This window comes from Marinoscillum luteum, assembly GCF_044005705.1.
GTDB classification, from domain to species: domain Bacteria; phylum Bacteroidota; class Bacteroidia; order Cytophagales; family Cyclobacteriaceae; genus Marinoscillum; species Marinoscillum luteum.
This window is the reverse complement of record NZ_JBIPKE010000016.1, coordinates 129,513-151,725: the sequence shown is the minus strand read 5'-3', so window position 1 is coordinate 151,725 and position 22,213 is coordinate 129,513. Positions and strand designations below refer to the sequence as shown.

At 47.8% G+C, this 22,213-nt stretch carries 20 protein-coding genes; 15 read left to right on the top strand and 5 right to left on the bottom strand.

What is annotated here, in order from left to right; all coding sequences use genetic code 11:
• Positions 1 to 18 precede the first annotated feature (18 nt).
• From ACHKAR_RS10565 to ACHKAR_RS10500, 14 genes are all read left to right on the top strand, one after another.
• Entirely contained in the window at positions 19 to 267 is a 249-nt protein-coding gene (locus ACHKAR_RS10565) for a type B 50S ribosomal protein L31 (protein ID WP_159582535.1), read from the top strand.
• A 68-nt stretch (positions 268 to 335) separates the two neighbouring features.
• A complete protein-coding gene (locus tag ACHKAR_RS10560; protein WP_395417398.1) occupies positions 336 to 1,523 on the top strand; it encodes a GlmU family protein in 1,188 nt (395 codons plus the stop codon).
• Between the two features lie 6 nt (positions 1,524 to 1,529).
• On the top strand, positions 1,530 to 2,654 hold the full coding sequence (locus tag ACHKAR_RS10555; RefSeq protein WP_395417397.1) for a DNA polymerase III subunit: 1,125 nt from the start codon (positions 1,530 to 1,532) through the stop codon (positions 2,652 to 2,654).
• Positions 2,654 to 3,088, top strand: coding sequence for an ATP-dependent zinc protease family protein (locus ACHKAR_RS10550; RefSeq protein ID WP_159582532.1), 435 nt, complete (start codon positions 2,654 to 2,656; stop codon positions 3,086 to 3,088). Before ACHKAR_RS10555 ends, ACHKAR_RS10550 begins: the two co-directional genes overlap by 1 nt.
• Positions 3,085 to 3,987, top strand: coding sequence for a 30S ribosomal protein S6--L-glutamate ligase (gene rimK / locus ACHKAR_RS10545; RefSeq protein ID WP_159582531.1), 903 nt, complete (start codon positions 3,085 to 3,087; stop codon positions 3,985 to 3,987). Before ACHKAR_RS10550 ends, rimK begins: the two co-directional genes overlap by 4 nt.
• Positions 3,987 to 4,901 carry a hydroxymethylbilane synthase gene (gene hemC / locus ACHKAR_RS10540; RefSeq protein WP_395417396.1) on the top strand — a complete coding sequence of 305 codons (915 nt, stop codon included), beginning with the start codon at positions 3,987 to 3,989 and terminating at the stop codon, positions 4,899 to 4,901. The genes rimK and hemC overlap by 1 nt, the downstream gene beginning before the upstream one ends.
• A 35-nt stretch (positions 4,902 to 4,936) precedes the next feature.
• Entirely contained in the window at positions 4,937 to 5,779 is an 843-nt protein-coding gene (locus ACHKAR_RS10535; protein WP_395417395.1) for a peptidylprolyl isomerase, read from the top strand.
• Between the two features lies 1 nt (position 5,780).
• A complete protein-coding gene (locus ACHKAR_RS10530; protein ID WP_395417394.1) occupies positions 5,781 to 6,671 on the top strand; it encodes an SDR family oxidoreductase in 891 nt (296 codons plus the stop codon).
• Positions 6,672 to 6,756: 85 nt separating this feature from the next.
• Positions 6,757 to 7,203 (top strand): DUF6265 family protein, encoded by a 447-nt coding sequence (locus ACHKAR_RS10525; protein WP_395417393.1) that lies wholly within the window; start codon positions 6,757 to 6,759, stop codon positions 7,201 to 7,203.
• 99 nt (positions 7,204 to 7,302) lie between these two features.
• Positions 7,303 to 8,253 carry an aldo/keto reductase gene (locus ACHKAR_RS10520; protein WP_395417392.1) on the top strand — a complete coding sequence of 317 codons (951 nt, stop codon included), beginning with the start codon at positions 7,303 to 7,305 and terminating at the stop codon, positions 8,251 to 8,253.
• 22 nt (positions 8,254 to 8,275) lie between these two features.
• On the top strand, positions 8,276 to 8,851 hold the full coding sequence (locus ACHKAR_RS10515; protein ID WP_395417391.1) for an RNA polymerase sigma-70 factor: 576 nt from the start codon (positions 8,276 to 8,278) through the stop codon (positions 8,849 to 8,851).
• 6 nt (positions 8,852 to 8,857) lie between these two features.
• Positions 8,858 to 9,844, top strand: coding sequence for a FecR family protein (locus ACHKAR_RS10510; RefSeq protein ID WP_395417390.1), 987 nt, complete (start codon positions 8,858 to 8,860; stop codon positions 9,842 to 9,844).
• Positions 9,832 to 11,460 (top strand): hypothetical protein, encoded by a 1,629-nt coding sequence (locus ACHKAR_RS10505; protein WP_395417389.1) that lies wholly within the window; start codon positions 9,832 to 9,834, stop codon positions 11,458 to 11,460. The genes ACHKAR_RS10510 and ACHKAR_RS10505 overlap by 13 nt, the downstream gene beginning before the upstream one ends.
• 69 nt (positions 11,461 to 11,529) lie before the next feature.
• The gene (locus tag ACHKAR_RS10500; protein WP_395417388.1) at positions 11,530 to 13,866 is read left to right on the top strand and encodes a TonB-dependent receptor; all 2,337 of its coding nucleotides are present in this window, start codon (positions 11,530 to 11,532) and stop codon (positions 13,864 to 13,866) included.
• A 53-nt stretch (positions 13,867 to 13,919) separates the two neighbouring features.
• Here ACHKAR_RS10500 and ACHKAR_RS10495 read toward each other — a convergent pair whose 3' ends face one another.
• The 3 genes from ACHKAR_RS10495 to ACHKAR_RS10485 all read right to left on the bottom strand — a co-directional run bounded on the left by ACHKAR_RS10495 (position 13,920) and on the right by ACHKAR_RS10485 (position 18,502).
• Positions 13,920 to 16,574 carry an AsmA-like C-terminal region-containing protein gene (locus ACHKAR_RS10495; RefSeq protein ID WP_395417387.1) on the bottom strand — a complete coding sequence of 885 codons (2,655 nt, stop codon included), beginning with the start codon at positions 16,572 to 16,574 and terminating at the stop codon, positions 13,920 to 13,922.
• A 114-nt stretch (positions 16,575 to 16,688) separates the two neighbouring features.
• Complete coding sequence (locus ACHKAR_RS10490) at positions 16,689 to 17,081, bottom strand: hypothetical protein (RefSeq protein ID WP_395417386.1); 393 nt, start codon at positions 17,079 to 17,081, stop codon at positions 16,689 to 16,691.
• A 17-nt stretch (positions 17,082 to 17,098) separates the two neighbouring features.
• Entirely contained in the window at positions 17,099 to 18,502 is a 1,404-nt protein-coding gene (locus ACHKAR_RS10485; protein ID WP_395417385.1) for an aldehyde dehydrogenase family protein, read from the bottom strand.
• Positions 18,503 to 18,621: 119 nt separating this feature from the next.
• Here ACHKAR_RS10485 and ACHKAR_RS10480 point away from each other — a divergent pair, with 119 nt between their 5' ends.
• The gene (locus ACHKAR_RS10480) at positions 18,622 to 19,401 is read left to right on the top strand and encodes a hypothetical protein (protein ID WP_395417384.1); all 780 of its coding nucleotides are present in this window, start codon (positions 18,622 to 18,624) and stop codon (positions 19,399 to 19,401) included.
• A 2-nt stretch (positions 19,402 to 19,403) separates the two neighbouring features.
• Here the strand turns inward: ACHKAR_RS10480 and ACHKAR_RS10475 are convergent, their stop codons facing one another.
• Both ACHKAR_RS10475 and ACHKAR_RS10470 read right to left on the bottom strand, forming a co-directional pair.
• Entirely contained in the window at positions 19,404 to 21,464 is a 2,061-nt protein-coding gene (locus ACHKAR_RS10475) for an OmpA family protein (RefSeq protein WP_159582517.1), read from the bottom strand.
• A gap of 11 nt (positions 21,465 to 21,475) precedes the next feature.
• Complete coding sequence (locus tag ACHKAR_RS10470) at positions 21,476 to 22,165, bottom strand: OmpA family protein (protein WP_395417383.1); 690 nt, start codon at positions 22,163 to 22,165, stop codon at positions 21,476 to 21,478.
• Positions 22,166 to 22,213: the final 48 nt, after the last annotated feature.

The window sequence follows — 22,213 nt, the reverse complement described above, 5'->3', positions numbered from 1 at the left end:
AAGCATCAGAAAAGAATTATGAAAAAGGACATCCATCCAGAATACAAAGAAGTAGTCTTTTTAGATACCACTAGTGAATTCAAATTCATCACAAGGTCTACAATGACTAGTAACGAAACCATCAAATGGGAAGACGGAAACGAATACCCATTGGTGAAGATAGAGGTTAGTTCTGCTTCTCACCCGTTTTACACAGGTAAGAAAATCTTCTTGGATACTGCCGGTAGAGTTGAGAAATTCAATAAGAAGTACAAGAAAAGCAAGTAATTTCTTATAGACATAAGTAATTGAAGTCTTCGGGCATTTGTCCTGAAGACTTTTTTATTTTTGCCCCTATGAGCATACTTTTTGCTGAGCACCCGGAAGCCCATCAGCAGCTTCTTCCTCTTACCTATACACGACCCATCGCTGATTTGCGCGTGGGAATCCTTACCATCGCTGAAAAATGGGCCAGAAAACTCGATGCTGCACCCTTTGGGTTTGAAACCCTCCCCTATCTTCAAGAGAAATTCACCACGCTGACCGCTGAGGAGAATACCCTCTGGATTGTTGACGGCCTTTTGCCCGATGACTCCCTCATACAAGCCGTCAAAACATTGAAACCTGGCCAGGTGCTCCGGCACGGAGAGCACCCCCTTGCAGCCCGGGGCAAACACAATCCCCTATTACATACCGACTATCAGCCGGTTTCCTTTGAGGAATCTTATGACCAGATTTCCTATACGTGGCACATCTTTCAGCTCAATGGAGCAGAGATCCGAAAAGATTTTGAACTGATCACCAAAGGAAGAACGAGCCAGCCCATCACAGATGCGCATACCATAACTTACGGGTCAGATATCTTTCTGGAGGAAGGTGCCCAGGTCCGGGCGGCTATTCTCAATGCAGAAAATGGCCCTATTTACCTGGGTCGAAACAGTGAGGTACAGGAAGGGGCTATCATTCGGGGACCTTTTGGAATGGGGGAAGGCAGCATAGTGGCCATGGGCAGCAAACTGCGAGGGGATACCTCCGCCGGACCCCAGTGCAAAATGGGCGGTGAAATTTCCAACAGCGTCTTCTGGGGCCGAAGCAATAAAGGGCATGACGGCTTTCTTGGCAACTCCGTGCTGGGTGAGTGGTGTAATCTGGGAGCTGCCACCAACAACTCCAACCTCAAAAACAACTATGATCCTGTGCGCATGTGGGACTTTGCCTCCGGGCGGTTCGTTCACACTGGCCTCCAGTTTTGTGGGTTGATCATGGGTGACCACAGTAAAACGGCCATTGGCACCCTATTCAACACCGGCACTACAGTAGGTGTGGCGGCCAACATTTTTGGTGAGGGGTTCCCGCGTAACATCATCCCTTCTTTCTCCTGGGGCGGAGCAAAAGGTTTTGTGACCCACCAGCCACGCAAAGCTTTCATCACTGCGCAAGTGGTAATGAAAAGAAGAAATTTAGAACTAACCGAACAGGATAAAAACATCCTAAATCATATCTTTGAGGCCTCTGCTCAGTATCGGGTTTGGGAAAAAAATTAATTGCATATGCGGTTTGCGGATATCCCGGGTTTGGAAAGTTTGAAAGAGTCACTCGTGGCCTCCTACAAAAACAATCACATTGCGCACGCTCAGCTTTTCAATGGTCCGGTGGGCGGTGGTGGCCTCTCCATGGCATTGGCCTTTGCTACCTACCTCCTGTGTGAAAATAAGCAGGAGCAAGATGCCTGTGGAGCATGTCCCAACTGCCACAAAATGGAGCGGCTGATTCACCCGGATGTTCATTATATCTACCCCAAACCTTCGGCATCCAAGGCCACAGAATACGACAAGCTGCAAAGCGACACCCTAAAAAAATGGCGAACCTTTGCGCACGAGCAACCCTACGGGGACATTGAGGACTGGGTCACCTATAATGGGTATGAAAATAAAAACGTCCTCATTTCTAAAGAAGACAGCCGCAATATCATCAAGACAGTAAGCATGAAGTCTTTTGAGGGGGACTTTAAGATCCTGATCATCTGGTATCCGGAATACATGCACCCGGCAGCTGCCAATGGCATCCTGAAGGTACTGGAAGAGCCTCCCACCCAAACGATCTATCTACTGGTGAGCTACGCTTACGATACATTGCTCGCCACCATCAAATCCCGAACGCAGATTTTTAATGTAGCCCCTTTTCAGGAGTCAGTCATTGCTGAGCACCTCATCAGCCAGCGTGGAGCAGACCCGCAGGTGGCCGAGAAGATCGCCCGCCTGGCATCCGGCAGTATGGGCAAGGCTTTCTATGAGCTGGAGCACGCCGGCTCCATCGCCTACGAATCATTCAGAAACTGGATGCAAATCTGCCTGAAAGGAGACTACACAGCCATGGTCCAAAACACGGAATCGTTTCTGCAAAGCTCCAAGCCTCAGCAGCGAAATCAGCTGGAGTTTGCCATCGCACTGATCAGAGATGCCATCCTGTCCAAAGCCGACAATAACCAGCTCCTCCAGCGCGAGGGAGCTGAAGGGGAGTTCATTAAAAAATTTGGCGGCTTTGCCACGCTAGAAGTTTTAGAAAACATCTATATAAACATTAGCAACAGCCTCAACCATTTGCAGAGAAACGCAAGTCCGCGCATTACGTATATGAACCTTTCATTGCAATGCAGTAAACTGCTTAGGTCCTAGTGAAAACAAAAAAAACCATTGGAAGAGCGGATATAGTGGATTTTCCTGATCTTGGTATTGAAGGGGTAAAAGCCAAAATTGATACCGGAGCATTTACTTCCTCTATTCATTGTAAAAAAATTTCGGTGAAGGAGGGTGTACTGAGTTTTCATGTATCCATTGATCAGGATGGCACCACCATCAGCAAGCGGTTCGAAACCACAGACTATACACAAAAGAAGATCAGAAGCTCCAACGGAGTAGCTCAGCTGAGATATGTAATCAAAACAAAAATTGTCCTTTTCGGCAAGGCCTATCCTGCGCAGTTTTCACTCACCGACAGGAGCCGCATGAAAAACCCCGTACTACTCGGAAGAAAGCTTTTGAAAGGTCGCTTTCTGGTAGATGTATCCGAAAAAAACCTTTCCTTTGACTTAAAGAAAACTCAAAAATGAAATTAGCGATACTTTCCAGAAAATCGGATCTGTATTCCACCCGCAGACTGAAGGAAGCTGGAGAAGAAAGAGGTCACGAAGTACACGTCATCGACCATTTGCAGTGTGACATCATGATCGAGCAAAATGCACTGGCCATGTATTATCAGGGGCAGAAGCTCACCGATTATGATGCCGTCATCCCCCGAATTGGAGCGTCAGTCACCTTTTATGGAACCGCCGTGCTCCGTCAGTTCGAAATGATGGATGTCTTCAGTGCGAACCGGTCGATAGCGATCACGCGCTCTAGAGACAAACTCCGGAGCTTGCAAATGCTCGCTGCAGCAGGACTGGACTTGCCAAAAACTGCCTTTACCAACTACTCCAAAGAAGAGAAACAAATCATCCAAAACCTGGGTGGAGCGCCTCTCATCGTCAAGTTGCTGGAAGGCACGCAGGGTCTTGGTGTGGTACTGGCCGAAACCATCAAAGCCGCCAAGTCAGTGATTGAGGCCTTTCATGGTCTCAAAGCTCGTATTATCGTCCAGGAATTTATCAAAGAAGCCAAAGCTTCGGATATCCGGGCATTTATCGTAGATGGGGAGGTTGTAGGGGCCATGAAGCGCACCGGCAAAGAAGGAGAATTCAGATCCAACCTCCACAGAGGAGGGTCGGCAGAGCTCATCCGACTGAAAAGGTCTGAAAAAGCTGCCGCCATCAAAGCTGCGGCTGCCATGGGGCTTCACATAGCCGGAGTAGATATGCTCCAGTCTGATAGAGGGCCGCTTATTCTGGAAGTGAATAGCTCTCCCGGCCTGGAAGGAATTGAAACCGCCACAGAAAAGGACATTGCCGGCAAAATCATAGAGTTTGTGGAGCGCAACTATCAAAACAAACGCGGAAGAAAGAAAAACGCCTAGTGGAAATCATCAGGATAGGAACCCGAAAAAGTAAGCTTGCCCTCTGGCAGGCAGAATATGTGGCCCGACAACTACAGCAGGCCGGGCACCCCACAGAGCTGGTACTTCGAGAAACCAAAGGTGACAAAGTACTGGATGTCTCCATTGCCAAAATAGGGAGCAAGGGTGTTTTTACAGAAGAGCTGGAAGAGCAGCTCGCATCAGGAGAAGTGGACATAGCTGTACACAGTGCGAAGGACATGCAGTCCCGATTGCCGGCAGGATTTGAGATCATCGCGTTCAGTGAGCGCGAAAAGATCAACGACGTGATTGTCTCCGAAAAACCCATTGACCTAAAGAACGAGCAACTCATTTTGGGTACCTCCTCCACCCGCAGGGTAGCCCTTTTCAGGCATTTTTATCCAAATGTGCAAACTGTGGATGTCCGGGGAAATCTCCAGACCCGACTGGAAAAAATGAGAGCAGGGCTCTGTGATGGACTTGTGCTGGCCTATGCCGGAGTGCACAGAATGGGTTACGACCCTATGATCAGGCATGAACTGTCTCAGGATGAATTTATACCGGCAGTGGGTCAGGGCAGCATTGCCATAGAGGCCCATTCATCTCTTTCGGCGGAGAAAAAGGAAGCCATCCGATCTGTCCTCAACCATCAGCCAACTGAAAGCCGGTTGTTGGCAGAACGAGCTTATCTGGCACGACTGGAGGGCGGGTGTAGCATCCCGGTATTCGCGTTGGCCAACTGGGCAGGTGACGAACTGGTCATCTCAGGGGGCATTGTAAGTCTGGATGGCGGTCAGAGAATTGTGAAAACCCTACGCGGGGCCAACCCCACGACTCTGGGCAATCAGCTCGCCGAAGAAATCCTAAAAGCCGGAGGAGATAAAATTCTCGCGGAAATACGTAAACAACTTTGATTTTTTATCTTTGAAACTGATCTAAACACCCGATTATGAAAAAATTACTCCTGGCGTTCGTTGTTCTGGCCATAGCGCTTTCTGCCTGTGACAAAAACAAAGATTACCTCGTTACCATTCATACAGAATATGGCGATATGAAGGCCATTCTCTACGATGAGACGCCCTTGCACAAGAAAAACTTTATTGAACTCGCCAAAGCCGGAAGGTATGACAGCACCATTTGGCACCGGGTCATCGAAGGATTCATGATTCAGGGAGGAGACGTGCAGACCAAAGAGGGCATCAGAGAAACAGAAGATCAGCGGATTCCTGCTGAAATAGTGAAAGGCTTCCAACATACCAAAGGGGCCATAGCAGCGGCTCGCCAGGGAGACCAGGTGAACCCAAAGAAAATGTCCTCCAGCTCGCAGTTTTACATCGTGGATGGTCGCAAATACTCTGAGGCGGAGCTCACCACCGATCAGATGAAACTCAACCAGGGTGTGAGCCAAATGCTTCGCGACGATCAATATGATAGCCTCCGACAGCTGTTTACAGAGCTGCAGCTAAAAGGTGATTTCGAAGGAATGAATCAACTTGCGCTGGACTGCAAAGACTATGTGTCCAAAGAATTAGGGATCAGTATGGACAGAGATGTAGATCCTGAAACAGTCGCCACCTATACTGTCACAGATGGCGCACCACACCTGGACAACGAATACACCATTTTCGGTCGGGTGGTAGAAGGCCTGGAGGTGATAGACAAAATAGCCGCAGTGAAAACCGCCCGTGGCGACAAACCCGAAAAAGACACCTACCTGACCATAGAACTGGAGATGGTGCCCAAAAAAGAGATCACCAAAAAATACGGGTACGAATACCCGAAAGAAAAATAACATGCGCGTGCTCATCACCGGTGCCAATGGACTCCTGGGCCAGAAACTCGTGAGTCTATTATCCGGCATGCATGAAATCACCACGATAGCTACCGGGCGGGGACCAAATAGAAACCCCGCCGGTAGCTATTCTTATTTATCAGCAGACCTCACCCACCCAGAGGAAGTCAATCAACTCATCATAGCATCCCGGCCGGATGTCCTCATTCACTGTGGTGCCATGACCCAGGTGGATGAATGTGAACTCCACCCAGACCAGTGCTGGCAAGCCAATGTGAGCGGCACAGAATACCTCCTGGCCGCTGCCAAAACTCTCAACGCCTATTTCCTATACGTTTCTACGGATTTCGTCTTTGATGGTGAAAATGGCCCTTACGAGGAAAATGACCTTCCCAACCCCATCAGCCACTATGGCCGCAGCAAGCTGGAAGCTGAATCGCTGGTTTTGAACAGTGGTTTGAAGGCTTCAATCGTGCGGACGGTTCTGGTCTATGGTGTGGCACATGACCCGAGCAGGTCCAATATTGTGTTGTGGGTCAAAAACAGCCTTGAACAGCATAAACCCATCCAGGTTGTGAATGACCAGTGGCGCACGCCCACGCTGGCCGAGGATTTGGCTTTCGGTTGCTGGTTAGTAGCCAAAAACCGACATCAGGGAATCTTTCACCTTTCCGGAGAAGAGATGGTCTCTCCCTATTCTCTGGCCATCATGGTGGCTGATTGCTTTCAGCTGGATCGATCGCTGATCAGTGCAGTGGATGCCTCTACTTTTACCCAGCCCGGCAAGCGCCCACCCAGAACAGGCTTTATCATTGAAAAGGCAAAAGGCATGGGCTTTCGTCCCAAATCAATTGCTGAGGGTCTGGCCATTGTCGAAAGTCAGCTTTCCTGACTGCTGATAATACTCACTTTTCGATTCAAAATTCTTACCTTTTGTCCAGTTTAAGCCACGCCACTCGTCAAAACCGAAAACGCTCATGAAAAACCTACTCTTTTCTTCCCTTTTCTTTCTCTCCTTCCTGGCCTATGGCCAAAGCACTCCGGATTTCTCCTGGCTCACTGGTACCTGGACAGGCCCGGGATTTGGTGGCACCTTCGAAGAAGTATGGTCAGACCCTGCCGAGGATGGAACCATGATGGGTATGTTTCGCCATTTCGGGGAGGACGGCACAGTCAGCTTTTATGAGTTTTGGGTACTGGATAGCACCGGCATGAAACTCCGACATTTCAATGAAGATTTTACCGGGTGGGAGACCCGTGAAGAATATGTTTCTTTCGAAAAGGTGGAATTCTCCCCTGGTAAAGTGATCTTGAAGGGGCTGACTTACGAACAAACCGGGCCCAATAAAATGGTCATTTCTCTGAAACTCACGCATGAGGGCGTGACCAGAACGGAAGTTTTCAATATGACGAGAAATCAATAAGATCCGGCGCGGGTAGCGGCGATTGCCGAGAAAGTACACAAAGACCGTGAAGGTATTGCGAACTTTCTTAAATTTGGTAGACGCCATAATCAATCGCCAGTGAAATATTTGAAATTCAGCAATGGAGATGAAATGCCCATGATCGGGCTTGGAACTGCCGGTATACCAGCCGATCAGGCTTACGATGTAATTCGGAAGGCCATTCAAATCGGGTATCGACATTTTGATTGTGCTCCTATCTATAAAAATCAGGCTGAAATAGGTCAGGCACTCCATGACGCCATGTCAGATGGAGAAGTGACCCGCGAAGAGCTCTGGGTTACCTCCAAACTCTGGAATTCGGACCATCGGTACAACGACGTGGAGCCCGCCTGTGAAAAAACACTGGCAGAATTACAACTGGACTATCTGGACCTATACCTGATCCACTGGCCGGTGGCCAGCGAAAGAGGGGTGGAGTACCCACAGGCCGAGGAAGATTATCTGGCTGAAGAAGAAGCCCCCCTGGAAGATACCTGGACAGGGATGGAAGACTGCCAGGATTCTGAGCTCGCCAAGCACATCGGCGTAAGTAATTTCAACATTGAAAAACTCAAGCTGGTACTGGAGGACTGTATGATGCCACCGGAGGTCAATCAGTGCGAACTGCACCCGTACCTCCCCCAGCAGACACTTTATGACTATTGCAGGAGTAATAAAATCCATATGGTGGCCTATGCCCCGCTGGGTTCTCCGGGCAGGCCTGAAAATCAGACCCTGGACAATGAGCCCTTTCTCCTTACTGAGCCGGCCATTACAGAAATTGCGCAAAAACAGGGCTGCACGGAAGCACAAGCACTCCTCGCTTATGGCATCAAACGCAAGACGGCCGTAATACCACGATCCACCAACCCGGACAGACTCAAAGAAAACCTTGAGTCCATCAATTTCTCTGTAGACCGGGAAGACCTTCGATCACTCATCGTACTCACCAAATACCGGTATTTCAAAGGGGATGAATATACCATACACGGCTCGCCATACAAGCTCACGGACATCTGGGAATACTAACAAGCGATGACTGTTGACTTCCATGCATAATACCGTAAAGATTCCAACTGAGGAAAACGCATTCAGGGACCTCTTTGAGGAACATTATGCCCCCTTGGTGCTATTCGCCTTCAATTATGTAAAAGATCAGGATGAAGCCGAAGAAATGGTACAAGAAGTAATGACCAATGTGTGGATCAAAGCCGAAACCATTGCCATCACCAGTTCTGTGAAGTCCTACCTGTATGGCTGTGTCCGAAATGCCTGCCTGAATCACCTCAAACATCAGAAAATAGTCAACCAGTATCAAACTCATCAACTGGCGACTGCACCGGCATCCTTCGATGAGACCCCACTTGAACTGGAAGAATTGCAGGAGAAGCTCCGGACAGCACTGGACAAAATCCCAGCCAGGTGTCGTGAGGTCTTCGAGCTCAACCGGTTTGAGGGCCTCCGGTATAAAGAAATCGCAGCTCAACTGAATCTCTCCCTCAAGACGGTGGAGAATCAAATGGGAAAAGCACTCAAAATCCTACGCGAAGAGCTGGGCGATTATCTGTATTTGATCATTTGGAGTAGCAGTGGCATGGGGGTAATTTTTGAATTAATTGTCAGATAAGCAGACATGGAGAAAAAACAACCATATCATCCCGATCACGAAGCGCTGGCCCGGTACTTCTCTCAGGAAATCAGTGCCGAAGAGCGACGGACCATTGAGGAATGGCGTGACTCCTCTCCTGAACATTTAGACTCCTTTGTGACCTACCAAACCATTTGGGCAGATCTGGGAACACTCTCGGGCGCCAGGGATCTTACCACCGATACCAGTATGGCCTGGCAGAAAGTGCAAGCCAAAAAAGTGGAACATGACAACCATAACAATGTTACCATACAATGGTGGTGGAAGGTGGCCGCCGCACTGGTCCTCATCTCGAGTATGGCATTTCTCTACCAGAGCCTCTTCTCGCAAACCGAAGAAATCACTTACTCTGCCAAACAGATAGAGACCCTTCGACTTCCCGACGGGTCGGACATTACTCTAAATGCCAACGCCACACTCACCTATCCTGAGCACATGGATAAGTCACGAGTATTGACTCTGGAGGGAGAGGCTTATTTTGAGGTAACTCATAACCCCACAAACCCATTTGTGATCAACACCGGTGGTGCCACGATCACGGTATTAGGCACTTCTTTCAATGTAAAATCGATGAGTGATCGGGTAGAAGTGCAGGTAGAGACCGGTCGGGTATCCTTGGCGAGTCCGGGACAGGAGGCGCTCCTCACAGCTGGAATGAAAGGTGTTTACCTAACCAAGGATCAACAAATCTCCAGCGACACCTCTGACCCAACCGGGCAGGGGCTCTTTTGGAAAACCAGAAAACTCACGTTTGAGGGAGAAGCACTCGAAAGTGTGATTCAAACCTTGAAGACGGCCTATGGCATCACCATCACCCTGGAAAATGACCGCCTCAGCACATGTCGGCTAAGTGCCGTTTTTGAAGAAGAGAACCTCCAAACCGTCTTACAGGTCATCTCGCTGAGCCTGAATCTGGAGGTAACCCAAACAGAAGATGGATACTTAATCAAAGGAGCCGGGTGCGACATGTAATTCTTCTGCTTGCCTTCATGCTGGTGTTTTCAGCCAGTGGTCAGTCAAACGATGCTGTGTCATTGAATTTGGAAAATGCCTCCTATCAAAGTGTATTCCAGACATTGACCACCCTTACCGGGAAAAAATTTGCCTACAACAGCGACTTGATCCCCGACAAGCCAGTGAACGTGAAAGCAGAGCAGGAACCTTTGGCCCTGATTTTAAAAAAAATCCTGGGCAGTGAACTCTCTTATGTTGAGCGGGGCCACTATATCATCATCGTTTCGGCAGAAAAGCCTAAAAAACAGGTTTCCGTTACTACTCAGGGAGAAATTCTGGACGCCGATACACATGAGGAGCTCGCAGAAGTAAGCGTGTATGAGGTGAACCGCCTCACTTCAGCCATGACTGACCATTTTGGCAAGTACACGCTGACAGCCACTGTACCCGACGAAGTGGCATTCATCGCCATCAGCAAAGCCAATTATCAGGACACCGTGATCCAGGTGAGTGCAAAAGATCGCTTCTTCACCGTATTGCTCAAGCCCATACAAGAAATCCAGCAGCAGAACCCAACTGACACCTTGAAATTGGTACAGTTCTTTGCGCGCAATAAAGTAAGAAAACACGCCAATAACGTAAGCCTGACAGAACGCAGACTAGCACAGGTCTCTCTGACCCCAGGGCTGAGTACCAATGGTTTTATCTCAGGCAAAATCTCAAATGTGGTTTCGTTCAATATCATTGCCGGATATGCGCACTCGCTGCACGGAGTGGAGCTGGGTGGATTTATCAACATGGAGCGTATGGAAGGTTCCGGCCTCCAGATGGCGGGAGCTATCAACATTGTAGGGAGCCACTTCCACGGCAATCAATGGGCTGGGGCTTCCAACATCACCTTGCAAGACATGGCGGGGTTCCAGGCGGCAGGGTGCTCCAACCATACGAAGAAGGTCGTCGGCTTTCAGCTGGCTGGAGTTCTCAATACAGCATCTGAAACTCGTGGGTTACAGATGTCCGGCTTTGCCAACCATACATCGGGCACCTTGAAGGGCATCCAACTAGCTGGTTTTATCAACCGCACCGGTACTTTGAAAGGCATGCAAATCGGGATTGTCAACCTGGCCAAAGAAGTAGAAAGTGGGTTTTCTATCGGGCTGATCAACCTTTTTAAGGACGAACTCCATCAGCTGGAAGCGAGTGCAAACGACGTTACGCCGTATAATCTCTCTTTCAAATCAGGGCTTCATCATTTCTACAGCATCATTTCTGCGGGCATAGACCCTCACGCCGGGCAGCTATGGAGCTATGGGATGGGTTTTGGCACTCAGCGGGCACTCAATCAAGTGCTGCTAGCCTCCACAGAATTGTCCATAAATACACTCCAGCCGCTAAACAGTGCCTTTATGGATGGGTTCAACAGTGACCTCCGTTGGGCTTTACGCATGGGAGGCCAGCTCACCAAGAAGATCTCAATCCACGGAGGGCCAGTCTTGCATTACTATTTCTTTGGCAGGCATGGCCAAAACCCCGAGTTCTCGGATCGATTTGGGACCAACACCCTCTATCAAAAAACGGATGGAAATGCCCTTACCAAGGCCTGGGTGGGCTATGAAGCTGCCATTCGGTTTTAATTTTTACCCCACGTGGGGGTAAAATCCACTTTGGTTTTCATCAGTGTGTAATCGTCAAAAAACGCACTTATGAAAACTAAATTTTTAATCCTCACTATCCTTTTTCTCATTGTCTCAGCCGCCTATAGCCAAACACAGGTGATCCGGGGTAAACTGATTGACACAGATTCCAAGAGCCCACTGATCGGGGCCACCATCAGAGTCCTGGAAAGTGATCCTGTTTTGGGAAATGTAACCGACATCAATGGAGAGTTCAGAATAGACCGGGTGCCACTTGGCAGAGTAAACCTGATGGTGACCTACATTGGCTACGAAGACCGGGTGATCCCAAACGTGCTGGTCACGGCAGCCAAGGAAGTCATTGTCAATGTATCAATGATCGAGTCGGTGGAAAAGCTGGCAGAAGTAGTGGTCACCGCAGATCGCAACAAAGGAGAAGTTCGCAACGAAATGGCACTGGTCAGTGCACGTTCCTTTTCTGTAGAAGAAACGCAGCGGTATGCAGGGGCCTTTAGTGATCCTGCCCGCATGGTCTCCACCTTCGCTGGTGTGGCCGGTGACGCAGAGGGAGACAATAACATTGTGGTGAGAGGAAACTCCCCAAAAGGGCTACTGTGGAAACTGGAAGGGGTAGAAATCCCAAACCCAAATCATTTTGCAAGCGAAGGCTCTACTGGAGGGCCGGTAAATGCCCTGAATAGCAATATGCTGGACAATTCGGACTTTTACTCCGGAGCATTTGCGCCTGAATATGGCAACGCCCTATCTGGCATCATGGACATTCGCTTCAAAAAGGGTAATAACCAAACAAGAGAATACACGGCAGGAGCCAGCACGCTCGGCCTGGAATTCACAGCTGAGGGCCCTTTCAAAAAAGGCTACAATGGTTCGTACATCGCCAACTATCGATATAGCTCCCTCCAGCTACTTTCAGACCTGGGTATTCTCGATTTTGGGGGAATCCCAAAATACCAGGATGCCTCCTTCAATGTGAACCTGCCCATCAACCGGAAACATACACTGGCGCTATTTGGGCTGGGTGGTAAAAGTAAAATTCAAAGCGAAGAGGAACTGGACAATGGTGATCCGGCATACAAAGGAGAATTCAATTCTGACCTGGGCATTTTGGGTCTCTCCCATGTCTATTTTATATCTGATAAAGCCTACCTGAAAAATATAGCTACTCTCTCCGCTACTAGTCTCTACTCCGTGGATGACCTGGTGGATGATAACAAGGAGTTTTACAATGCTTACAATTCGGATATCTCTAAAACCACCCTAAGAACGGTATCAACCTTCAATTACAAAATCAGTGCTCAACATAAGGTGGAAACAGGAGTAATATTTAGTGATCTGAGCTATGACGCCACGGCCAATGAATATAACTATGACCACCAGGCCCTTGAAAATGTGCTCTCTGACCAGGGAGGGTCTCAAACCATTCAGGCCTTTACCAGCTGGAAATACAGAGTGAATGAAGACTGGACCATCACCTCAGGCATTCACTATCTTTATTTCGACCTCAGCAATGCCCACTCTGTAGAACCACGAGCAGCACTCAAATGGCAAATGACTCCTCGCCAATCACTAAATGCGGGCTACGGTCTTCACAGCAAGGTGGAGAGCATTTCCACCTATCTGGCCAAAACCTCCAATGACCAGAGACAGCTGATACAGCCTAATAAAAACCTGACTCCCTCGAAAGCACACCATTGGGTGTTGGGCTATGACCTCACCGTCAGTCCACAAGCACACCTCAAAGCGGAAGTCTATTATCAGCATCTGTTTGACATTCCAATCGAAGATCTCCCTGGGAGCACTTTTTCATTGTTAAATGCGTCCGACTCCTATATCAACCGCCCGTTAGTCAACGATGGGACAGGAAGGAATTATGGTCTGGAACTCACCTATGAGCGATTCTTTCACCAGGGCCTCTACTACATGGGTACCTTGTCACTGTTCCAGTCGCTCTACACTGCCATGGATGGTGCAGAGCGGTCTACCGCCTACAATGGCAACTACATGGCCAATTTTATTGGAGGAAAAGAGTTCAACATCGGTGGGCCGGAAAAGAACAAAGTATTTTTTGTGAATGCAAAAGTGGCCTTACTGGGAGGTGGCAGATATACTCCTTTGGATCTGGAGCGCTCCCGTGAACAAGGGCATGCGGTGTATCACGAAGACAAACCCTTCTCACAAAAAGGAGATGATGTGTTTTTTGTGAATCTGACCGTGGGAACGAGAAAAAACAAGAAAAACACCACCCGTGAATTCAAAATAGATGTGCAAAATGTGACCAACAACCAGGCGGTGATCAGGGAATACTACCTGGAGCCCACCGGAGAGATAGAGCGAGGCACGCAGCTCTCGCTGATTCCCAACATCGTCTATTCGATCAAGTTCTAACAAAAAAGGGGCTGTGTTGCACAGCCCCTTTAAGTTTCTCCTGGTTTCAGGGATTACCTGCCCCCATCTCCTTTTTTCTTCTTTCCAAAAATATCCTTCACTGCATCCTTGGCCTTATCTTTTACCTCCTCCTTGGTCTCTTCCACTTCTTTCTTTACCTCCTCTTTGGCCGCATCCACTTTTTCTTTTACTTCGGTAGTTACCGAATCCTTTTTGGCTTCCAGCTCCTGCTTGATTTCTTCTTTCTTAGCGTCCACCTTTTCTTTGGCCTGCGCCTGCAAGGCCGCCTTCACACTGGAGCTACCTCCACTGGTTCCTGGCTGTGCACTGAGCAGGTTCACCTTAGGGTCATCATATGTCCCCTTAATTCCCAGGTTCAGGGTGATGTCTTTTCCAATGGCATTATCCAAGCCGGCGAAAGAAGAAATCGCACTATTAAGTGCCTGACCTACCTGCCCTGAAGGCACATCCATGGACATCAGATAATCCAGACTTCCGTCCACACCTGTACTACCCCCAACAGTCGCCTTTCTGCCACCAATGATCAGGTCAAATGGTTCAACATATAAGCGCCCATTTTTTATTTCTGTCGCCAGCAACACATCTTTCAGTGACACTTCCCCGTCCTGCTGATTCAGCTTGCTCACATTGGACACGGCAGACAATAACTTCACATCTTTCAGGGTGGCTTGGGCTATTTCCATCAGCCCGGCGCCTTGCATCTCTTCATAAATCGGCATCATATCAGCGCCAAGGCTTCCCCCGATTTTGAAGTCTGTTGAAAACTTTCCGGTCATTTTTTCAGCGACCGGAGCCAGTTTCTGCACCGTCACAAACGACTCGAAAGCAGAAGCAATGGACAAGTCTTTGATTTTGAAGTCAAAATCATACAGTGGTTTGTCAAGCGCCATTGCAGATTCGTATGCACCATTCAACTCAAAATAACCATCCAGGAGGTTGAATCCGGCTTTTTCCAGTCGAAGTGCACCGTCTCGTATAATCACCTTTCCACCAAAATCCTTTAGTTCCAGATTGTCATACTTAATCAGGTCAATTTTTGAAGTCAGCACGAAATCAATATTTTCAGGAATACGCACCATTTCCATAGCCGCCGTATCCACTGTCTCTTCGGTGGTGGTCTCTTCGGTCATCCACTCGTTGGCATCCACCAGCGCTGAGCTAAAGTTCAGTTTGCCATAAAGTTTGGCACTATCGGCAAGGGTATATTGCAAATAGTTGGTAATCTCACCATCCATATTGAGGTCTGTTTTTCCGGCGTTCCCTTTGAAATTGGTCAGGGCAATACGAGCGGGATCAAAGGTCATTCGGGTATTGGCAATGCCAAAACCCTGTGGCAAATCGGGGCTTTCAAAATAAAAGTTATCCATCCCCAAACTGCCCGAAGTAGGCAAGGAAGCATACCGTCCGGCATCCAGATCAGACATCCGTCCCTTGGTACTCAGGTCTGCACTCACGAGTCCTTTCAGGGTCATATCCTCCAGCTTCACTACTTTGGTTAATTTCTCCAGATCCAGGTTGCCTTTCATGTTAAAATCCCAGAAATAATCCTCCAGGTCCTTAAAATACAGATAGGCTGAAACTTCCTCTCCATCCAGCTTCATGTGAAACTTGTCCATGACAAAACTGGTCTCCCGCAAATCCGCTGACGGATAATCAAATTTGGCACTCACCACAATCTCCTCCATTGGGATGGGATACTCCGCATAAGATATTTTACCCTCTGCGATTGCAAAACTGGCAGTAACCTTGGGCATTGACTCCTCATTGTATACACCCGTAACCGCTCCATTAAAGTTAACAGAGCCGGTTGCAGTTACTCCATCCATATACTCCTGATAAACCCCCGGGATCAGGGATAAGACACTCAGCAGATTGATGTCCTTACCTCCATAGGTGATGTCCATCTCAATGTCATCACCAGGCATACTCACATAGCCATCAAAACCAAACCCAAAATCATTCAGACTGGCTTTGTTTTCCTTGAAGGTAAACTTCATGTTGGCCAGATCCATCGCCATCGCGATATCCGCCACCAATTGTTTGTTGCTGATGTACTCTACCCCATCATAAGTGAGTGAAAATGATTCAACAGTTGTGGAAGTAGACATGTCAAAAACATCCTGAGAAAAATCACCCGAACCACTGTGTTTTAAGCCGCCAATACTGGCCACCATAGGAAGTGTGGCATCATCATAAATCAGCCTGGCGTTGGTAATCTCCCAGCCCTGAATCTGAATACTGATGGGCTCCGATGCTGTCGACTCCTCCTCGGTGGTCTCCTCGGATGGCTTGGCTATGTCATAGTTGGCCGTGCCATCTTCCAGCACAATCACCTTGATGTTAGGATCCACCAGTGACACATTCACAATTTTGATTTGATCCCCACTAATCACTGACATGATGTCCAGGGTAATCCCAAACTCCCCTACAGATACCAGCGTATCCTGCTCGAACGGGGCTAATCCTACGATTCCGAAGTTTCCGACAGTAACGGAAAGGTCCGGAAAACTCTTGAAAAGGGAGAGGCTGAAAGCCTCGGTATCATAAAATATTTTAGCATTTAAGCTATTGTCTAGCTCCTTGTCAATGGCCGCCCGAATGTCATCCTTAAAAATGATGGGAACGGCGATAGCCGTAATCAAAACAAGGCCGATAAGCGCGGCAAGAATGATGAGAACTTTTTTCATAATCCGAAAATTTAAATATCACTACCAAATTACGGATTAAACCAATAGATGCCATAGCTGTTCAGAGAATTAACTAATCCTTCACCTGAAGCTGTGAATCGGTATTGGAAAGGCTTACTTCTCGAGCGTAAGGAAAATGTCCTCCATCAACTGAAGGCGGATGAGATCCGTCGTTTTTTCCTTGATCTGATAGACCATGCCGGGGGTGTCTTCATCATTGATCAGAATAAGGGAATCATTACTCACTCTCCATCTCAAAGAATGATCGAGGGTGTCTTTGCTAAAAACGCAACCCTCAAACCCATAGGCCTTGATATTGACCATCTCCGGTCCAAAAATGACCATGCCAGGCATGGTGTAATCCGAAATACCCTCTATCCCTTCGAAAGATGCCGGGTCTGTTTCCCAGGTAGCTGTCCATTCTCCCTCCCATCCAGAAGGTTTTTCATCTCCACCGGAACAAGCTGCCAAAAATCCTAAAAGTGTAATTGCCAAAACTCTTTTCATAACGCGCTAAAATAATGCTAAAAATACTTAAGCATCAATTCTATGAGTTTCTTTTTGAAAGAAGTATAGGGTGGGTACACGGTACGTGCCACTGTAAAGCCTACTCTTTGCTTCAATACGGCCTTGCCATGGCTGAATGCTAAAAATCCGGCCTTGCCATGAGATTTGCCCAGTCCGCTGTTGTTCACCCCACCCATAGGAAGATGCGGATGCCCAAATTGCAACACACTGTCATTGATCACCACCGACCCTGAGCTGGTATGCTTCAAAACCTTCTCCTTATAGGCCCGGCTCCCACTGTAATGGTAAAGGGCAAGAGGCTTAGGCCGATCGTTGATGTACCGGATCACTTCATCCAGGTCATCATAGGCCATCACGGGTAGTATGGGACCAAAAATCTCCTCTTGCATCAGGTGCATCTGGTCTGTGACCTGAGTCACTATCGTTGGCTGAATGTACAGTCCACCGGCATCCACATTTCCACCAAACTCAAGGAGGGCACCTTGCTCCAAAGCATCTTTTAAAGCACCGGATAATCGTTCGTGATGTCGTGTATTAATAATGGAAGCATAGTTGTGCTTATCCTGATAGCGCTTTTCCGCCTCTGATCGTAACCCCGCCAACAAGGCCTCCAGTCGGGATCTGTGCACAAAAACATAATCCGGAGCCACGCAGGTCTGGCCAGCATTGATCCATTTACCCCAGGTGATTTTTCTTGCAGCATCAGCAATGTTAGCGGTTTCATCTACGATGGTTGGTGACTTCCCTCCCAGCTCCAGTGTCACCGAGGTTAGATTTTTTGCCGCGGCAGTCATCACCACCTTTCCTACAGCGGGGCTTCCTGTAAAGAAAATGTGGTCATAGGGAAGGCTTAGTAGCTCAGAAGCCACCGCAGCATCCCCCTCCAGGATGGCCACCTGGTCACTGGGAAAAAGCGATTCGATCATCTCCCTGATTACGCGGTTGGTTGCCGGAGTAAACTCTGACGGCTTGAGCACTACGGTATTACCAGCCGCAATGGACGAAACAACAGGGCCGATGGCCAATAGAATCGGGTAGTTCCAGGGTGAAATGATCAATGAGGTTCCCTTAGGCTCATACTGAACGTAAGCTGAAGTCCCCAGAAAAGAAAGACTTCCATCTATGGGCTCAGGAGACGTCCATTTCCGGAGGCTACTTATGGCGTGACGACACTCTGACAGGACCGGGTATACCTCGGTAATGTCCACTTCGGAGGCGGGTTTCGCAAGGTCCTTAAACACTGCCTGGTGTATTTGATCGCGATGCTCCAGTATCCATTTTTCCAACTGGCGGAGTTTCCTACGTCGATCTTTCCAATGTCCTGCTCTGTTGAGCAGAGCCGCTTTTTTTTGACTTTCAAAAAGGGCTGTTGCATTCAGGTCACCTGTATTGGGGTTCATGGGCTGTGTTGTTTATTAATAATTTGTTAACATGTTATCATTTTGTTAACTTTCACGTAACATTAAAGTAAACCCAGGCTAACAACTCCAACCACAGGTGCGACATCATAAGGTTACGAATGAAAAGTTTTATCGGCATATTGTTCATCTCATTTCTGGCTTCGGGCACGACCCATGCTCAGGAAGCGCCGCTATTTCATTCCTCTTTTGAAGAACAAGCATTCGCCTCAGGTGATCCCATCCAGATTCTGCTTGCCTCCGACGATCAGGTTGATCACAATAAATATAGCGCTTATAGGGATGAAATAGAGCAGCTGGTACTCAAGCTGAAGAATAAACATCGGGGTGACAAAAGTATCGCCCTGATAGAAAAGGCCTTCTACTACACACACCGAAAAAGTTTAGACTGGTACGAAAACTATGTGACTTTGAGTGACCTGCTCCAGGATGGAAAATACGATTGTCTGACTGGAACCGCTCTTTACGCCATTATTTTATCTGAACTGGGTGTAGACTACTCCATTTATGAGTTTGACTTCCACGTTTTTCTGGTTGCGAGTGTCAATGGGGACAGTGTGCTATTGGAATCCACCGACCCTTACTATGGTTTTGTCAAACGCTCTGACGAAATATCCGAACACATCAACCAGTACCTTACCGGAGAGGTGTCTCCACAAAACTCAAACGTGCCGGTGGGAAGCAATGGCCATCAGTATTCCAGCCATATCAATAACAGAATTACCTTGAATGAACTTGCCGGCCTACAATATTTCAACCTGGCCATCAATGCATTCAATCAGGGTGAGGTTGAGTTGGCTTCCAGCCTGTTGAATAAAGCAAATCTCCTCTACCCAAGTCAAAGGATAAAGGAGATTCAAAAAGTCTTTGCTAATCGTTAGGCTTATTCTGCAATCTTAAATTCCACCCTTCTGTTCTTTTGCCTCCCCGCGCTCGTGTCATTAGTATCTATAGGTTGTGCTTCACCATATCCCATTGTCACGATTCGATCAGCCGTGATCCCATTTTGTCTGAGGTAGTTAGTAACCGCCTGCGCCCTTCGTTGTGACAATCTCTGGTTATAGTCTGCGTCTCCTCTGGAGTCAGTATGCCCAGATACCTCCACCTTCTTGATCTCACCGCTCTGCATGTATTCCAGCAATCTGCTTAGCTCAGGATAAGATGAAGTTTTAAGTACAGCCTGGTCAAAGTCGAAGAAAATGTTCTTAAGCACGATGCTCGCTCCCTTTTTAATCTGCGACAGATAGATATCCACCACGATGGAGTCATTGGAGGCCAGTTTATTCAAATCAAAGTTTTCATTAGTAGAGATATAACCCGGATGTTTGGCCAACAGGCCATAGCGGGCTCCACCACGCACAGTCATCTCAAAAATTCCATTTTCATCAGACCTTACCTGACCAATATCAACACCATCAGGTAAGCGCTCCAACACCATGTGCACGCCCGGCATCAGCATGTTCGTGCCTTGCTCCATCACGCGTCCTTTGATGGTGGCAAAATAAGCATCTGGCTTGTCTGTGGTGAGGTGTCCCACGGTTTCCATAAGAGGACTGCCTTTATCCAAAAAAATATCATCGGCCTTAAACCTGAAGATATCCGTGTCATCATCTATGGTTCCTCTTGAGAAATAGATGTGCTTTCCAGAAGAAGGAATACTAAAATACTGATCATCGCCCTTTGAGTTGACGCTGGATCCCAGGTTTTCCGGGTCAGACCAGCGTTCCCAGGTCTTATCCAATCGAATGGTTACATAAATATCAGACCCTCCATAACCGCTCAGCCCTGAAGTAGAATAATAGAGTGTCTTCTCATCGATACCCAAAAATGGTGAGAAATCATCCGCTGCTGTATTGATCTCATCTCCAAGGTTCTTGGGTTCCGACCAGGTGCCGCCCTGATCGAAAGAAACGTATAGATCGCGTCCACCATAAGAATCATCTCTTTCTGCGGCTATGACCATCGCCTTACCCGAAGCAGAGAGAAAATAGTCCACCTTTGGCGAATAGTTGTAATCATTGGTGACCTCCACTGCTACAGGGTCGTCGAATTTGTCTCCCTTTCGCCTGGACACGGACACTCCAGTGTACATCCGGCCCTTTTTTCCGTATCGGTTGCCCAGCACCAGTACCTCTTCTCCATCCACCATGGTAATAGAAGAAATAAAATTTGGACCTTCCGTATTCAGTGGTGGCCCAATATTCTTGGCAGGTAACCATTCACCCGTTTTCGGGTCAAGATCAGAAACCCAGATATCCTCCACATCATCCACACCTCCTACATTGTCGGGGTGGTACCTTCTACTAAAATAAAGGTGTTTTCCATCTGGGGAGATGATAGGACTATGCTCGATGTACGGACTATTTACGTTTGTCGAGAGTTTATCTGCCTCTTTATTCTGGGCCATACCCGGAACCAAATTAATAAGTACCGAAATCGGCAAATTGGACGCTGAGATACCTATCGCATCGATGGCATTGTAGCCTGGTACCGCTTCTCCATCTATAAATACCTTGATGGCATAGATTTCATAGGGGGTATCGTCAAAGAAAAGGTTCAGCAATCGGCTGTCTATAGGAATAGCACGGGGAGTAAGTTCAAACAGCGTGTACTCATTATATTCATTGTCATATGCGTAGACCCTCGTCACTGCACCCGGATTTTCTGATTCAGCAATGGCCACCTGCTTGGCTCTGATGGGCTTGTCGAATGAAACCATGATGAACTCTTCCCCATTCTCAGACTTTGGTCTCCAGGCATTGGGGTTGTCCCCACCAGAGGGCATCACATTCGGCTTGTGTAGCGCCTGAATAGCAGAATATTCCAATGGCGAATACTCACTTGAGACATCCACCACTTGCGATCCCCAAACCACAGTTTCCTGCGCGAAGGTTGAAAGTGTAACAAAATAGGCAAAAAGGTAAACGGCGACTGATTTTTTCATAAGGCTTGGTATTATCTACTGATGACACGAACTTCTACCCGGCGATTCTTGGTCTTCGCTTCATCGGTCCTTTCAGTATAAAGTGGTTGGCTACCACCAAAGGCTTTGGTTAAAACCCTGTTCTTTTTTACACCCTTGCTCACAAGGTATTCTTTTACAGCCACAACCCTGGCTTCCGAGAGTGACATATTGGCCTCTGGGTTTCCTGCAAAATCGGTATGCCCTTCCAGCTGGATAATGAGGGAAGGTCTACTATCGAGGTACTCTACCAGGTTGTCCAGTTCTTCAAAAGAACTCTCGGTGATCACGTCACTCCCCCTGGCAAAGATCAGGTTATTCAGGGTGATCAGCTCAGGCTCTTCTTCTGGCTCCAGGTAAAAGTCATAATTCATAGACCCGTCGCCATTGGCATTGCTGATTGATAATTCACGGGTAAGTTCTAAGTACCCATTGAGCGTAATTCGAAAATTGTACTTGTCTCCATTGATCAAATAGAATTCATAGTTGCCCTGGGGCCCACTCTTAGCTGTACCCATATCATCATAGTACGGCAGCTTTTCATAATAAATGGACGCTGAGATGCCTGAGGAATCCTTTTGGCTGAGTACTTTCCCATTAAACCTTACATATTTATCAATGGCCTGACCTTGGGATATGAGTGCGGCGGAGATCAAAATCAGACTCAGTAAAGTTCTGTACATGATTTTAGGTTTGGTTTTGAACCAAATTAACGGAAATAAATCTAAATA

Bases quoted from the DNA above. Each gene is read 5' to 3' on its own strand.
- ACHKAR_RS10560 (WP_395417398.1), top strand. From the start codon at position 336: ATGAGCATACTTTTTGCTGAGCACCCGGAAGCCCATCAGCAGCTTCTT.
- ACHKAR_RS10500 (WP_395417388.1), top strand. From the start codon at position 11,530: ATGAAAACTAAATTTTTAATCCTCACTATCCTTTTTCTCATTGTCTCA.
- ACHKAR_RS10485 (WP_395417385.1), bottom strand. From the start codon at position 18,502: ATGAACCCCAATACAGGTGACCTGAATGCAACAGCCCTTTTTGAAAGT.
- ACHKAR_RS10470 (WP_395417383.1), bottom strand. From the start codon at position 22,165: ATGTACAGAACTTTACTGAGTCTGATTTTGATCTCCGCCGCACTCATA.
- ACHKAR_RS10565 (WP_159582535.1), top strand. From the start codon at position 19: ATGAAAAAGGACATCCATCCAGAATACAAAGAAGTAGTCTTTTTAGAT.
- ACHKAR_RS10530 (WP_395417394.1), top strand. From the start codon at position 5,781: ATGCGCGTGCTCATCACCGGTGCCAATGGACTCCTGGGCCAGAAACTC.
- ACHKAR_RS10510 (WP_395417390.1), top strand. From the start codon at position 8,858: ATGGAGAAAAAACAACCATATCATCCCGATCACGAAGCGCTGGCCCGG.
- ACHKAR_RS10495 (WP_395417387.1), bottom strand. From the start codon at position 16,574: ATGAAAAAAGTTCTCATCATTCTTGCCGCGCTTATCGGCCTTGTTTTG.
- ACHKAR_RS10490 (WP_395417386.1), bottom strand. From the start codon at position 17,081: ATGAAAAGAGTTTTGGCAATTACACTTTTAGGATTTTTGGCAGCTTGT.
- ACHKAR_RS10475 (WP_159582517.1), bottom strand. From the start codon at position 21,464: ATGAAAAAATCAGTCGCCGTTTACCTTTTTGCCTATTTTGTTACACTT.
- ACHKAR_RS10515 (WP_395417391.1), top strand. From the start codon at position 8,276: ATGCATAATACCGTAAAGATTCCAACTGAGGAAAACGCATTCAGGGAC.
- ACHKAR_RS10535 (WP_395417395.1), top strand. From the start codon at position 4,937: ATGAAAAAATTACTCCTGGCGTTCGTTGTTCTGGCCATAGCGCTTTCT.
- ACHKAR_RS10555 (WP_395417397.1), top strand. From the start codon at position 1,530: ATGCGGTTTGCGGATATCCCGGGTTTGGAAAGTTTGAAAGAGTCACTC.
- rimK (WP_159582531.1), top strand. From the start codon at position 3,085: ATGAAATTAGCGATACTTTCCAGAAAATCGGATCTGTATTCCACCCGC.
- ACHKAR_RS10480 (WP_395417384.1), top strand. From the start codon at position 18,622: ATGAAAAGTTTTATCGGCATATTGTTCATCTCATTTCTGGCTTCGGGC.
- ACHKAR_RS10525 (WP_395417393.1), top strand. From the start codon at position 6,757: ATGAAAAACCTACTCTTTTCTTCCCTTTTCTTTCTCTCCTTCCTGGCC.